The sequence below is a fragment of the Streptomyces sp. NPDC005017 genome, from assembly GCF_042873115.1.
GTDB lineage: Bacteria > Actinomycetota > Actinomycetes > Streptomycetales > Streptomycetaceae > Streptomyces.
Genome location: NZ_JBIALD010000032.1, coordinates 24377 through 36528, shown reverse-complemented (window position 1 = coordinate 36528; position 12152 = coordinate 24377). Strand labels below are relative to the sequence as shown.

The window sequence follows — 12152 nt, the reverse complement described above, 5'->3', positions numbered from 1 at the left end:
GGTAACCGATGAGCACTGTTGACATCCTTTCGCCCGCGGGCGAGAAGACCGGTAGCGTCGAGCTCCCCGCGGAGTTCTTCGGCGTGGAGAAGGTCAGCATCCCGCTGATCCACCAGGTCGTCGTCGCGCAGAACGCGGCCGCCCGTCAGGGCACGCACAAGACCAAGACCCGCGGTGAAGTCCGTGGTGGCGGTCGCAAGCCCTACCGTCAGAAGGGCACCGGCCGTGCGCGCCAGGGCTCGACGCGTGCGCCGCAGTTCGCCGGCGGTGGCGTCGTCCACGGCCCCCAGCCGCGTGACTACTCGCAGCGGACCCCGAAGAAGATGAAGGCCGCGGCCCTGCGCCACGCCCTCACCGACCGGGCCCGCCACAACCGCATTCACGTCGTCACCGGCGTGATCGAGGGCGAGACCCCCTCCACGAAGGCCGCTCGCACGCTGTTCGGCAAGATCTCGGAGCGCAAGAACGTGCTCCTGGTCGTCGAGCGCGCCGACGAGGCCGCGTGGCTGTCCGCCCGCAACCTGCCCCAGGTCCACATCCTGGAGCCGGGCCAGCTGAACACGTACGACGTGATCGTCTCGGACGACGTGGTCTTCACCCAGGCCGCCCTGGAGTCCTTCGTGTCCGGCCCGAACAAGGCCAACGACACCGAAGGGAGTGACGCCTGATGGCTACGCGTCACCCGAGCATCGCCTCCAAGGCCGCCAAGGCCGCCAAGGCCGCGCGCGTCGCCAAGGCGCGTCGTCACGCCGCCGAGGGCAAGAACACGGTCGTCACCCCGGTCAGCAAGTCGTACACGGACCCCCGTGACGTGCTGGTCCGCCCGGTGGTCTCCGAGAAGAGCTACGCGCTCCTGGACGAGAACAAGTACACGTTCATCGTCGACCCGCGCTCCAACAAGACCCAGATCAAGCAGGCCGTCGAGGCGGTCTTCGAGGTCAAGGTCACCGGGGTCAACACGATCAACCGCATCGGCAAGCGGAAGCGCACCAAGACCGGTTTCGGTCAGCGCGCCGCCACCAAGCGCGCGATCGTGACCCTCGCCGAGGGCGACCGTATCGACATCTTCGGCGGTCCGACCGCCTGAGGGCGGTCCGGATCGTCCGATATCGGACGAGGACTGAGAAATGGGAATCCGCAAGTACAAGCCGACTACGCCGGGCCGTCGTGGCGCCAGCGTCGCCGACTTCGTCGAGGTCACGCGGTCCACGCCGGAGAAGTCGCTGGTTCGCCCCCTGCACAGCAAGGGTGGCCGTAACAACTCCGGTCGCGTGACCGTCCGCCACCAGGGTGGTGGCCACAAGCGCGCCTACCGCGTGATCGACTTCCGTCGTCACGACAAGGACGGCGTGCCGGCGAAGGTCGCTCACATCGAGTACGACCCCAACCGCACCGCGCGCATCGCGCTCCTCCACTACGTGGACGGCGAGAAGCGCTACATCCTGGCCCCCAAGGGCCTGAACCAGGGCGACCGGATCGAGAACGGCCCCACGGCCGACATCAAGCCCGGCAACAACCTGGCGCTGCGCAACATCCCGGTCGGTACGACGATCCACTCCGTGGAGCTTCGTCCCGGTGGCGGCGCGAAGTTCGCCCGCTCCGCCGGTGCCTCCGTGCAGCTGCTCGCGAAGGAGGGCCAGATGGCCCACCTCCGCATGCCCTCCGGTGAGATCCGCCTGGTCGACGTGCGCTGCCGCGCCACCGTCGGCGAGGTCGGCAACGCCGAGCAGAGCAACATCAACTGGGGCAAGGCCGGCCGTAAGCGGTGGCTGGGCGTTCGCCCGACCGTCCGTGGTGTGGTCATGAACCCGGTCGACCACCCGCACGGTGGTGGTGAGGGCAAGACCTCCGGTGGTCGCCACCCGGTCAGCCCGTGGGGCAAGAAGGAAGGCCGTACTCGTTCGCCCAAGAAGGCGTCGAACAAGTACATCGTCCGCCGCCGCAAGACGAACAAGAAGCGCTAAGGACGGGTTGAGATGCCTCGTAGCTTGAAGAAGGGGCCCTTCGTCGACGACCACCTGATGAAGAAGGTGGACGCCCAGAACGAAGCCGGCACCAAGAACGTCATCAAGACCTGGTCCCGTCGCTCCATGATCGTGCCGGCCATGCTGGGCCACACGCTGGCGGTGCACAACGGCAAGACCCACATCCCGGTGTTCGTCACCGAGTCGATGGTCGGCCACAAGCTCGGCGAGTTCTCGCCGACGCGCACCTTCCGGGGTCACGTCAAGGACGACCGCAAGTCGAAGCGCCGCTAGCAGCGGATCGCACTCAGACACGTAAGTAACTGAAGGGACAACCATGGAAGCCAGGGCCCAGGCGCGGTACATCCGCGTCACGCCCATGAAGGCCCGCCGCGTGGTGGACCTCATCCGTGGCATGGACGCCACGGAGGCCCAGGCTGTTCTGCGATTCGCTCCGCAGGCAGCCTCCGTGCCGGTCGGCAAGGTGCTCGACAGCGCCATCGCCAACGCCGCGCACAACTACGACCACACGGACGCCTCCTCGCTGGTCATCAGCGAGGCGTACGTCGACGAGGGCCCGACCCTGAAGCGGTTCCGGCCGCGCGCCCAGGGCCGTGCCTACCGGATCCGCAAGCGGACCAGCCACATCACTGTGGTCGTCAGCAGCAAGGAAGGAACCCGGTAATGGGCCAGAAGGTAAACCCGCATGGGTTCCGGCTCGGTGTCACGACCGACTTCAAGTCGCGTTGGTACGCCGACAAGCTGTACAAGGACTACGTCAAGGAAGACGTCGCCATCCGTCGGATGCTGACGTCCGGCATGGAGCGCGCCGGCATCTCGAAGGTCGAGATCGAGCGCACCCGTGACCGTGTCCGCGTGGACATCCACACCGCGCGTCCCGGCATCGTCATCGGCCGCCGCGGTGCGGAGGCCGACAAGATCCGCGGTCAGCTGGAGAAGCTGACGGGCAAGCAGGTCCAGCTGAACATCCTCGAGGTCAAGAACCCCGAGACGGACGCTCAGCTGGTTGCTCAGGCCGTCGCCGAGCAGCTTTCCTCCCGTGTCTCCTTCCGCCGCGCCATGCGTAAGAGCATGCAATCGGCCATGAAGGCGGGCGCCAAGGGCATCAAGATCCAGTGCGGTGGCCGCCTCGGCGGCGCCGAGATGTCCCGCTCGGAGTTCTACCGCGAGGGCCGTGTGCCCCTGCACACGCTCCGCGCGAACGTGGACTACGGCTTCTTCGAGGCCAAGACGACCTTCGGCCGCATCGGCGTGAAGGTCTGGATCTACAAGGGCGACGTGAAGAACATCGCCGAGGTCCGCGCCGAGAACGCTGCCGCCCGTGCGGGTAACCGCCCGGCCCGCGGTGGCGCCGACCGCCCGGCCCGTGGTGGCCGTGGTGGCGAGCGACGCGGTCGCAAGCCGCAGCAGGCTGCCGGTTCCGAGGCCCCCAAGGCCGAGGCTCCCGCCGCCGCTCCGGCTGAGAGCACCGGAACGGAGGCCTGACCGACATGCTGATCCCCCGTAGGGTCAAGCACCGCAAGCAGCACCACCCGAAGCGCTCCGGCGCTGCCAAGGGCGGCACGCAGGTTGCGTTCGGCGAGTACGGCATCCAGGCGCTGACCCCGGCCTACGTGACGAACCGCCAGATCGAGGCGGCCCGTATCGCGATGACCCGCCACATCAAGCGTGGCGGCAAGGTCTGGATCAACATCTACCCGGACCGTCCCCTCACCAAGAAGCCGGCCGAGACCCGCATGGGTTCCGGTAAGGGTTCGCCGGAGTGGTGGATCGCCAACGTCAAGCCCGGACGTGTGATGTTCGAGCTGTCGTACCCCAACGAGAAGATCGCCCGTGAGGCGCTGACCCGTGCGGCCCACAAGCTGCCGATGAAGTGCCGGATCGTCAAGCGCGAGGCAGGTGAAGCGTGATGTCGGCCGGTACCAAGGCGTCCGAGCTGCGCGAGCTGGGCAACGAGGAGCTTCTGGCGAAGCTCCGCGAGGCCAAGGAAGAGCTGTTCAACCTCCGCTTCCAGGCGGCCACGGGTCAGCTCGAGAACCACGGCCGTCTGAAGGCGGTCCGCAAGGACATCGCGCGGATCTACACCCTGATGCGCGAGCGTGAGCTGGGCATCGAAACGGTGGAGAACGCCTGATGAGCGAGAAGAACGTGACTGAGACTGCAAGCACCGGCGGCTCCGCCGCGGGCGAGGCGCGCGGCTACCGCAAGACCCGTGAGGGTCTCGTCGTCAGCGACAAGATGGACAAGACCGTCGTCGTCGCCGTCGAGGACCGCGTCAAGCACGCGCTGTACGGCAAGGTCATCCGCCGTACCAACAAGCTCAAGGCGCACGACGAGCAGAACGCCGCGGGTGTCGGCGACCGTGTCCTCCTGATGGAGACCCGGCCGCTGTCCGCGACGAAGCGCTGGCGCGTCGTCGAGATCCTCGAGAAGGCGAAGTAATTCCCGTAAGGGAATTTCTCAAGCAAGGTATTCCTGCGGGCATCCCCGCAGGACAGTTCCGCCAGGCTCCGGGGGCCGCTTTCGAAAGTGGCCCCCGGGGAACCGGCAGACGATCAGGAGATAGACGTGATCCAGCAGGAGTCGCGACTTCGTGTCGCCGACAACACTGGTGCGAAGGAGATCCTTTGCATCCGTGTGCTCGGTGGCTCCGGTCGCCGCTACGCGGGCATCGGTGACGTCATCGTCGCCACCGTCAAGGACGCGATCCCCGGTGGCAACGTGAAGAAGGGCGACGTCGTCAAGGCTGTCGTCGTGCGCACCGTCAAGGAGCGCCGTCGTCCGGACGGCTCGTACATCCGCTTCGACGAGAACGCCGCCGTCATTCTGAAGAACGACGGCGACCCTCGCGGCACCCGTATCTTCGGCCCCGTCGGCCGTGAGCTGCGCGAGAAGAAGTTCATGAAGATCATCTCGCTCGCGCCGGAGGTGCTGTAAGCATGAAGATCAAGAAGGGCGACCTGGTCCAGGTCATCACCGGTAAGGACAAGGGCAAGCAGGGCAAGGTCATCGCGGCCTACCCCCGCGAGGACCGTGTCCTGGTCGAGGGTGTCAACCGGGTCAAGAAGCACACGAAGGCCGGTCCGACCGCTCGCGGTTCCCAGGCCGGCGGCATCGTGACCACCGAGGCGCCGATCCACGTCTCCAACGTCCAGCTGGTCGTTGAGAAGGACGGCAACAAGGTCGTCACGCGTGTCGGCTACCGCTTCGACGAAGAGGGCAACAAGATCCGCGTTGCCAAGCGGACGGGTGAGGACATCTGATGGCTACCACCACCACTCCGCGTCTGAAGACGAAGTACCGCGAGGAGATCGCGGGCAAGCTGCGTGACGAGTTCAAGTACGAGAACGTCATGCAGATCCCCGGCCTCGTCAAGATCGTGGTCAACATGGGTGTGGGCGACGCCGCCCGCGACTCCAAGCTGATCGATGGCGCCATCCGCGACCTCACCACGATCACCGGCCAGAAGCCGCAGGTCACCAAGGCCCGTAAGTCCATCGCGCAGTTCAAGCTGCGTGAGGGCCAGCCGATCGGTGCCCACGTCACGCTCCGTGGCGACCGCATGTGGGAGTTCCTGGACCGCACCCTGTCGCTCGCGCTGCCGCGCATCCGCGACTTCCGCGGCCTGTCCCCCAAGCAGTTCGACGGCCGTGGCAACTACACCTTCGGTCTCACGGAGCAGGTCATGTTCCACGAGATCGACCAGGACAAGATCGACCGCGTCCGGGGTATGGACATCACCGTGGTCACCACGGCGACCAACGACGCTGAGGGCCGCGCGCTCCTTCGTCACCTCGGCTTCCCCTTCAAGGAGGCGTGAGCGAGATGGCGAAGAAGGCTCTGATCGCTAAGGCTGCCCGCAAGCCCAAGTTCGGTGTGCGTGGCTACACGCGCTGCCAGCGCTGCGGCCGTCCGCACTCCGTGTACCGCAAGTTCGGCCTGTGCCGCGTGTGCCTTCGTGAGATGGCTCACCGTGGCGAGCTGCCGGGCGTGACCAAGAGCTCCTGGTAATCCCCGTAACAAGGGATTCCTGGACCTCTCGGTAAGCAACCGGGACGGCAGAGGCTCCTCCTCGTATGCCTTAGGCTAGGAGGGTTGGGCCTCTGCCGCCCTGAACGACTTACTACGCCGTAGGTCCCCGCGCCGCACCCGTCCCGTCCAGGTATGGGGAGAGGGATGGCGCATATAGGAAACCCCGGCGAGAAAGGCCACAGGCCAATTCATGACCATGACTGATCCGATCGCAGACATGCTGACCCGTCTGCGTAACGCGAACTCGGCTTACCACGACTCCGTGGCGATGCCGCACTCGAAGATCAAGTCTCACATCGCGGAGATCCTCCAGCAGGAGGGCTTCATCACGGGCTGGAAGGTCGAGGACGCCGAGGTCGGCAAGAACCTCGTCCTGGAGCTGAAGTTCGGCCCCAACCGTGAGCGCTCCATCGCGGGCATCAAGCGGATCTCCAAGCCCGGTCTCCGGGTCTACGCGAAGTCCACCAACCTGCCGAAGGTGCTCGGCGGCCTCGGCGTGGCGATCATCTCCACGTCCCACGGGCTTCTCACCGACAAGCAGGCCGGCAAGAAGGGCGTGGGTGGGGAAGTCCTCGCCTACGTCTGGTAGCAGAAGGGAACGGAGGAAACAGCTATGTCGCGTATCGGCAAGCTCCCCATCGCGGTTCCCGCCGGCGTGGACGTCACCATCGACGGCCGTACGGTCAAGGTCAAGGGCCCCAAGGGCGAACTGACCCACACCGTCGTGGCGCCGATCGAGATCGCCAAGGGCGAAGACGGCACCGTCCAGGTGACCCGCCCCAACGACGAGCGTCAGAGCAAGGCCCTGCACGGCCTCTCCCGCACGCTGGTGGCGAACATGATCACCGGCGTGACCCAGGGTTACGTGAAGAAGCTCGAGATCAGCGGTGTCGGTTACCGCGTGACCGCCAAGGGCTCGAACCTCGAGTTCGCGCTCGGTTACAGCCACCCGATCCTCATCGAGGCCCCCGAGGGCATCACCTTCAAGGTCGAGGCTCCGACCCGTTTCTCGGTCGAGGGCATCGACAAGCAGAAGGTCGGCGAGGTCGCGGCCAACATCCGCAAGCTGCGCAAGCCCGACCCGTACAAGGCCAAGGGCGTCAAGTACGAGGGCGAAGTCATCCGCCGCAAGGTCGGAAAGGCGGGTAAGTAAGCCATGGCATACGGGCAGAAGATCCTGAAGGGCGACGCCTACAAGCGCGCCTCGATCAAGCGCCGCCACCTGCGGATCCGCAAGCGGATCAACGGTACGGAGGAGCGTCCCCGTCTCGTCGTGACCCGCTCGAACCGCCACATCGTGGCGCAGGTGATCGACGACCTCAAGGGCCACACCCTGGCTTCGGCGTCCACTCTGGACTCGTCGATCCGCGGTGGCGAGGGCGACAAGTCCGCGCAGGCCAAGCAGGTCGGCGCCCTGGTCGCCGAGCGTGCCAAGGCCGCCGGTGTCGAGGCTGTCGTGTTCGACCGTGGCGGCAACCAGTACGCCGGGCGCATCGCCGCCCTGGCGGACGCCGCCCGCGAGGCCGGGCTCAAGTTCTGAGCCGCTTCCGTAGCTAGCGGAAAAAGAGAGAGGTAATTCCAATGGCTGGACCCCAGCGCCGCGGTGGCGGTGCCGGTGGCGGCGAGCGGCGGGACCGGAAGGGCCGTGACGGCGGCGCAGCTGCCGCCGAGAAGACCGCTTACGTTGAGCGCGTTGTCGCGATCAACCGTGTCGCCAAGGTTGTGAAGGGTGGTCGTCGCTTCAGCTTCACCGCGCTGGTCGTGGTGGGCGACGGTGACGGCACCGTGGGTGTCGGTTACGGCAAGGCCAAGGAGGTGCCGGCCGCCATCGCCAAGGGCGTTGAGGAGGCCAAGAAGCACTTCTTCAAGGTCCCCCGCATCCAGGGCACCATCCCCCACCCCATCCAGGGTGAGAAGGCTGCCGGCGTCGTGCTGCTCAAGCCCGCGTCCCCCGGTACCGGCGTTATCGCCGGTGGTCCGGTGCGCGCCGTGCTCGAGTGCGCCGGTATCCACGACGTGCTGTCGAAGTCGCTCGGCTCCGACAACGCGATCAACATCGTGCACGCGACCGTGGAGGCCCTGAAGGGCCTGCAGCGTCCCGAGGAGATCGCGGCCCGCCGCGGTCTGCCGCTCGAGGACGTCGCCCCCGCGGCCCTTCTCCGTGCGCGTGCCGGGGCTGGTGCGTAATGGCGCAGCTCAAGATCACGCAGGTGAAGTCGTACATCGGCAGCAAGCAGAACCACCGTGACACCCTGCGGTCCCTTGGTCTCAAGGGCATCAACACGCAGGTCGTCAAGGAGGACCGCCCCGAGTTCCGCGGCATGGTTCGCCATGTCCGCCACCTCGTGACGGTCGAGGAGGTCGACTGATCATGGCGGAGAACAACCCGCTCAAGATCCACAACCTCCGTCCCGCCCCGGGCGCCAAGACCGCCAAGACCCGTGTCGGTCGTGGTGAGGCGTCGAAGGGTAAGACGGCCGGTCGTGGTACCAAGGGCACCAAGGCCCGTTACCAGGTTCCGGAGCGCTTCGAGGGTGGCCAGATGCCCCTCCACATGCGTCTCCCGAAGCTGAAGGGCTTCAAGAACCCGTTCAAGACCGAGTTCCAGGTCGTGAACCTCGACAAGCTGGCCGCGCTGTACCCGGAGGGTGGCGAGGTCACCGTCGAGGGTCTCGTGGCCAAGGGCGCCGTTCGCAAGAACAGCCTCGTCAAGGTCCTCGGCCAGGGCGAGATCTCCGTGGCGCTGCAGGTGACGGTCGACGCCGTCTCCGGCTCCGCCAAGGAGAAGATCACCGCCGCCGGCGGTACCGTCACCGAGCTCGTCTGATTCCGTCAGGCGTCTCGATGACTTGAGCGATCCCGACCGGGGATACCCCTACAAATGGGGTATCCCCGGTTGGTCGTTCCTAGGGTGGCAGTCTCGCCGGTAAGGTGGCCCGGACTGCCAACTTTCACGAGGTTCCCCACCCGGGGCACCTTGAGCGGCAGTTGACCGTTACGTATTCGTCGAACCTCAAGACCGTCACCCTTGACGCACTGGCGCGGGGGTCGCAGGAGGCACCGTGCTCACCGCGTTCGCCCGGGCGTTCAAGACGCCCGACCTGCGCAAGAAGCTCCTCTTCACGCTCGGCATCATCGTGGTCTACCGGGTCGGTACGCACGTACCGATCCCCGGTGTCGACTACCGCGCCGTCCAGGCGTGTGTGGACCAGGCATCCGGCAACCAGGGCCTGTTCGGTCTGGTCAACATGTTCAGCGGTGGTGCCCTGCTCCAGATCACGGTCTTCGCGCTGGGGATCATGCCGTACATCACGGCGAGCATCATCCTGCAGCTGCTGACCGTGGTGATCCCGCGCCTGGAGGCCCTCAAGAAGGAGGGGCAGGCCGGTACCGCGAAGATCACGCAGTACACCCGTTACCTGACGGTGGCGCTGGCCATCCTCCAGGGCACCGGTCTGGTCGCCACCGCCCGCAGCGGCGCGCTGTTCAGCGGCTGCCCGCAGGCCAGCTCGATCGTGCCGGACCAGTCGATCTTCATCACCATCACGATGGTCATCACCATGACCGCCGGTACGGCCGTCGTCATGTGGCTCGGTGAGCTCGTCACCGACCGCGGCATCGGCAACGGCATGTCCATCCTGATGTTCATCTCGATCGCCGCGACCTTCCCCTCGGCCCTGTGGGCCATCAAGGAGCAGGGCGACCTCGCGGACGGCTGGATCGAATTCGGCACCGTCATTCTCGTCGGCCTTGTCATGGTCGGCCTGGTCGTCTTCGTCGAGCAGGCACAGCGCCGCATTCCGGTGCAGTACGCGAAGCGCATGATCGGTCGCCGCGCCTACGGCGGTACGTCCACGTACATCCCGTTGAAGGTGAACCAGGCGGGTGTGATTCCCGTCATCTTCGCTTCTTCGCTGCTCTACATTCCGGCCCTGATCGCGCAGTTCTCGAACAGCACTTCCGGCTGGAAAACCTGGATCGAGGCGAACCTCGTCACAGGTGACCACCCGATTTACATCACGACGTACTTCTTGCTCATCGTGTTCTTCGCCTTCTTCTACGTGGCTATCACCTTCAACCCCGAGGAAGTAGCCGACAACATGAAGAAGTATGGTGGCTTCATCCCGGGCATCCGGGCTGGCCGACCGACCGCTGAGTACCTTTCGTACGTGCTCAACCGGATCACCTGGCCGGGCTCGCTGTACTTGGGTCTGATTGCTCTCGTGCCGACGATGGCGTTGGTTGGTTTTGGGGCGAACCAGAACTTCCCCTTCGGCGGGACCAGCATCCTGATCATCGTGGGTGTCGGTCTTGAGACGGTGAAGCAGATCGAGAGCCAGCTCCAGCAGCGCAATTACGAAGGGTTCCTCCGCTGATGCGAATCGTCCTCGTCGGGCCGCCGGGCGCGGGTAAGGGTACGCAGGCCACTCGTCTCGCCGAGAAGCTGCGAGTACCGCACATCTCCACGGGCGACCTGTTCCGCGCCAACATCAGCCGGCAGACCGACCTCGGCAAGCTCGCGAAGTCCTACATGGACGCCGGCAACCTCGTCCCCGACGAGGTCACCATCGCCATGGCCAAGGACCGCATGGAGCAGCCCGACGCCGAGAACGGTTTCCTCCTCGACGGCTTCCCGCGCAACGTCTCGCAGGCCGAGGCGCTGGACGAGCTGCTGAGGACCGAGGGCATCAAGCTGGACGCGGTGCTGGACCTGGAGGCCCCCGAGGAGGAGGTCGTCAAGCGGATCGCCGGCCGGCGCATCTGCCGCAACGACTCCGCGCACGTCTTCCACGTGACGTACAAGAAGCCCGCCAAGGACGGCGTCTGTGACGTCTGCGGCGGCGAGCTGTACCAGCGCGACGACGACACCGAGGGCACGGTCCGCAACCGCCTCGAGGTCTACCACACCCAGACCGAGCCGATCATCGACTACTACAAGTCGCAGGGCCTGGTCGTGACGATCGAGGCCATGGGCCCGGTCGACGAGGTCACCGAGCGCGCGCTGAACGCGCTCAAGCGCGAGGACGCGTAGAGGTTCCCTTCCGCAGCCGCGGTCCCCGTCGACGGGGACCGCGGCTGCGGCGCGCCAGAGGGGGCGGCGGGCCGTACCGGCGTACGGCCATGCCGTGCGGGCGCGAGCGGCCCCCCGCCGGTGGGCCTGCGCTCCGCCGGCGGGCGGACCGAATACAGCCTTCGCCCCTCACCTCGTATCGTTGAAAGCGCCCGTACGCCGACAGAAAGGCCCCGCCTCCCATGGTGCAGATCAAGTCCCCCGAGCAGATCGCCAAGATGCGCGCGGCGGGCCTGGTCGTCGCGGCCATCCACGCGGCGACGCGTGAGGCGGCCGTGCCGGGAGCCACCACCAAGGACCTGGACGAGGTCGCCCGCAAGGTCCTCGCCGAGCACGGCGCCAAGTCGAACTTCCTCGGCTACGGCGGCTTCCCCGCGACGATCTGCACCTCGGCCAACGAGGTCGTCGTCCACGGCATCCCCTCCGACGAGGTCGTCCTCAAGGACGGCGACATCATCAGCATCGACTGCGGCGCGATCGTCGACGGCTGGCACGGTGACGCCGCCTACACGGCCTTCGTGGGCTCCGGTCACGCCCCGGAGCTGATCGAGCTCTCCCGGGTGACCGAGGAGTCGATGTGGGCGGGCATCGCCGCGATGAAGCAGGGCAACCGCCTGGTGGACATCTCCAAGGCGATCGAGACCTACATCCGCCGTCAGCCGAAGGCCGGCGGCGGCCGCTACGGGATCATCGAGGACTACGGCGGCCACGGCATCGGCACCGAGATGCACATGGACCCGCACCTGCTGAACTACGTCGACCGGCGTCGCGGCAAGGGCCCGAAGCTGGTGCCCGGCCTCTGCCTGGCCATCGAGCCGATGGTGTCACTCGGCACTCCGCGCACCGAGGTGCTGGAGGACGACTGGACGGTCATCACGACCGACGGCACCTGGTCCTCGCACTGGGAGCACTCCGTCGCCCTGACCGAGCAGGGCCCGCTGGTGCTGACCGCCCCCGACGGCGGCCGGGCCAAGCTGGCCGAGTTCGGGATCACGGCCGCGCCGGACCCGCTGGCCTGAGTCCCGGCCTTGTCTTCCGGGCCCTGTCTTCCCGGCCCTGTCCCG

The 12152-nt window shown here is 66.5% G+C and carries 22 protein-coding genes; all 22 read left to right on the top strand.

The annotated features are described in order from the left end of the window. The first annotated feature begins 8 nt into the window (after window positions 1–8). The 22 genes from rplD to map all read left to right on the top strand — a co-directional run bounded on the left by rplD (window position 9) and on the right by map (window position 12107). The gene (rplD, locus tag ACFYR0_RS33360) at window positions 9–668 is read left to right on the top strand and encodes a 50S ribosomal protein L4 (RefSeq protein WP_386377315.1); all 660 of its coding nucleotides are present in this window, start codon (window positions 9–11) and stop codon (window positions 666–668) included. Then, window positions 668–1087, top strand: a complete 420-nt coding sequence (gene rplW, locus ACFYR0_RS33355; RefSeq protein WP_356692146.1) for a 50S ribosomal protein L23 — start codon at window positions 668–670, stop codon at window positions 1085–1087. The genes rplD and rplW overlap by 1 nt, the downstream gene beginning before the upstream one ends. Before the next feature lie 40 nt (window positions 1088–1127). After that, window positions 1128–1964 (top strand): 50S ribosomal protein L2, encoded by an 837-nt coding sequence (gene rplB, locus ACFYR0_RS33350; protein ID WP_386377316.1) that lies wholly within the window; start codon window positions 1128–1130, stop codon window positions 1962–1964. A gap of 12 nt (window positions 1965–1976) precedes the next feature. Next, window positions 1977–2258 (top strand): 30S ribosomal protein S19, encoded by a 282-nt coding sequence (rpsS, locus tag ACFYR0_RS33345; protein ID WP_053759516.1) that lies wholly within the window; start codon window positions 1977–1979, stop codon window positions 2256–2258. Window positions 2259–2301: 43 nt separating this feature from the next. Next, entirely contained in the window at window positions 2302–2649 is a 348-nt protein-coding gene (rplV, locus tag ACFYR0_RS33340) for a 50S ribosomal protein L22 (RefSeq protein ID WP_004571827.1), read from the top strand. Further along, the gene (gene rpsC / locus ACFYR0_RS33335) at window positions 2649–3470 is read left to right on the top strand and encodes a 30S ribosomal protein S3 (protein WP_389336583.1); all 822 of its coding nucleotides are present in this window, start codon (window positions 2649–2651) and stop codon (window positions 3468–3470) included. Before rplV ends, rpsC begins: the two co-directional genes overlap by 1 nt. 5 nt (window positions 3471–3475) lie before the next feature. Beyond that, window positions 3476–3895 (top strand): 50S ribosomal protein L16, encoded by a 420-nt coding sequence (gene rplP / locus ACFYR0_RS33330; RefSeq protein WP_009327094.1) that lies wholly within the window; start codon window positions 3476–3478, stop codon window positions 3893–3895. Beyond that, complete coding sequence (gene rpmC, locus ACFYR0_RS33325; protein ID WP_007494763.1) at window positions 3895–4119, top strand: 50S ribosomal protein L29; 225 nt, start codon at window positions 3895–3897, stop codon at window positions 4117–4119. The genes rplP and rpmC overlap by 1 nt, the downstream gene beginning before the upstream one ends. Next, window positions 4119–4427, top strand: a complete 309-nt coding sequence (gene rpsQ, locus ACFYR0_RS33320) for a 30S ribosomal protein S17 (protein ID WP_389336579.1) — start codon at window positions 4119–4121, stop codon at window positions 4425–4427. The genes rpmC and rpsQ overlap by 1 nt, the downstream gene beginning before the upstream one ends. Window positions 4428–4553: 126 nt before the next feature. Further along, complete coding sequence (gene rplN, locus ACFYR0_RS33315) at window positions 4554–4922, top strand: 50S ribosomal protein L14 (protein WP_055718836.1); 369 nt, start codon at window positions 4554–4556, stop codon at window positions 4920–4922. A 2-nt stretch (window positions 4923–4924) separates the two neighbouring features. After that, window positions 4925–5248, top strand: a complete 324-nt coding sequence (gene rplX / locus ACFYR0_RS33310; RefSeq protein ID WP_061920721.1) for a 50S ribosomal protein L24 — start codon at window positions 4925–4927, stop codon at window positions 5246–5248. Further along, complete coding sequence (rplE, locus tag ACFYR0_RS33305; RefSeq protein ID WP_386377317.1) at window positions 5248–5805, top strand: 50S ribosomal protein L5; 558 nt, start codon at window positions 5248–5250, stop codon at window positions 5803–5805. The genes rplX and rplE overlap by 1 nt, the downstream gene beginning before the upstream one ends. 5 nt (window positions 5806–5810) lie before the next feature. After that, the gene (locus ACFYR0_RS33300; RefSeq protein ID WP_003948630.1) at window positions 5811–5996 is read left to right on the top strand and encodes a type Z 30S ribosomal protein S14; all 186 of its coding nucleotides are present in this window, start codon (window positions 5811–5813) and stop codon (window positions 5994–5996) included. Window positions 5997–6207: 211 nt separating this feature from the next. Beyond that, window positions 6208–6606 carry a 30S ribosomal protein S8 gene (rpsH, locus tag ACFYR0_RS33295; protein WP_004984520.1) on the top strand — a complete coding sequence of 133 codons (399 nt, stop codon included), beginning with the start codon at window positions 6208–6210 and terminating at the stop codon, window positions 6604–6606. 24 nt (window positions 6607–6630) lie between these two features. Continuing rightward, window positions 6631–7170 carry a 50S ribosomal protein L6 gene (gene rplF, locus ACFYR0_RS33290; RefSeq protein ID WP_389336574.1) on the top strand — a complete coding sequence of 180 codons (540 nt, stop codon included), beginning with the start codon at window positions 6631–6633 and terminating at the stop codon, window positions 7168–7170. Between the two features lie 3 nt (window positions 7171–7173). Beyond that, window positions 7174–7557 carry a 50S ribosomal protein L18 gene (rplR, locus tag ACFYR0_RS33285; protein WP_386377319.1) on the top strand — a complete coding sequence of 128 codons (384 nt, stop codon included), beginning with the start codon at window positions 7174–7176 and terminating at the stop codon, window positions 7555–7557. Window positions 7558–7598: 41 nt separating this feature from the next. After that, complete coding sequence (gene rpsE / locus ACFYR0_RS33280) at window positions 7599–8204, top strand: 30S ribosomal protein S5 (protein ID WP_009190144.1); 606 nt, start codon at window positions 7599–7601, stop codon at window positions 8202–8204. Continuing rightward, complete coding sequence (rpmD, locus tag ACFYR0_RS33275; RefSeq protein ID WP_129307387.1) at window positions 8204–8386, top strand: 50S ribosomal protein L30; 183 nt, start codon at window positions 8204–8206, stop codon at window positions 8384–8386. Before rpsE ends, rpmD begins: the two co-directional genes overlap by 1 nt. Before the next feature lie 2 nt (window positions 8387–8388). Next, window positions 8389–8844, top strand: a complete 456-nt coding sequence (gene rplO / locus ACFYR0_RS33270) for a 50S ribosomal protein L15 (protein ID WP_003974249.1) — start codon at window positions 8389–8391, stop codon at window positions 8842–8844. A 235-nt stretch (window positions 8845–9079) separates the two neighbouring features. Then, complete coding sequence (gene secY / locus ACFYR0_RS33265) at window positions 9080–10393, top strand: preprotein translocase subunit SecY (protein ID WP_386377320.1); 1314 nt, start codon at window positions 9080–9082, stop codon at window positions 10391–10393. Next, window positions 10393–11049 (top strand): adenylate kinase, encoded by a 657-nt coding sequence (locus ACFYR0_RS33260; RefSeq protein ID WP_389336565.1) that lies wholly within the window; start codon window positions 10393–10395, stop codon window positions 11047–11049. Before secY ends, ACFYR0_RS33260 begins: the two co-directional genes overlap by 1 nt. Window positions 11050–11270: 221 nt before the next feature. Next, complete coding sequence (gene map, locus ACFYR0_RS33255; RefSeq protein WP_386377322.1) at window positions 11271–12107, top strand: type I methionyl aminopeptidase; 837 nt, start codon at window positions 11271–11273, stop codon at window positions 12105–12107. The last annotated feature ends 45 nt before the right edge of the window (window positions 12108–12152 follow it).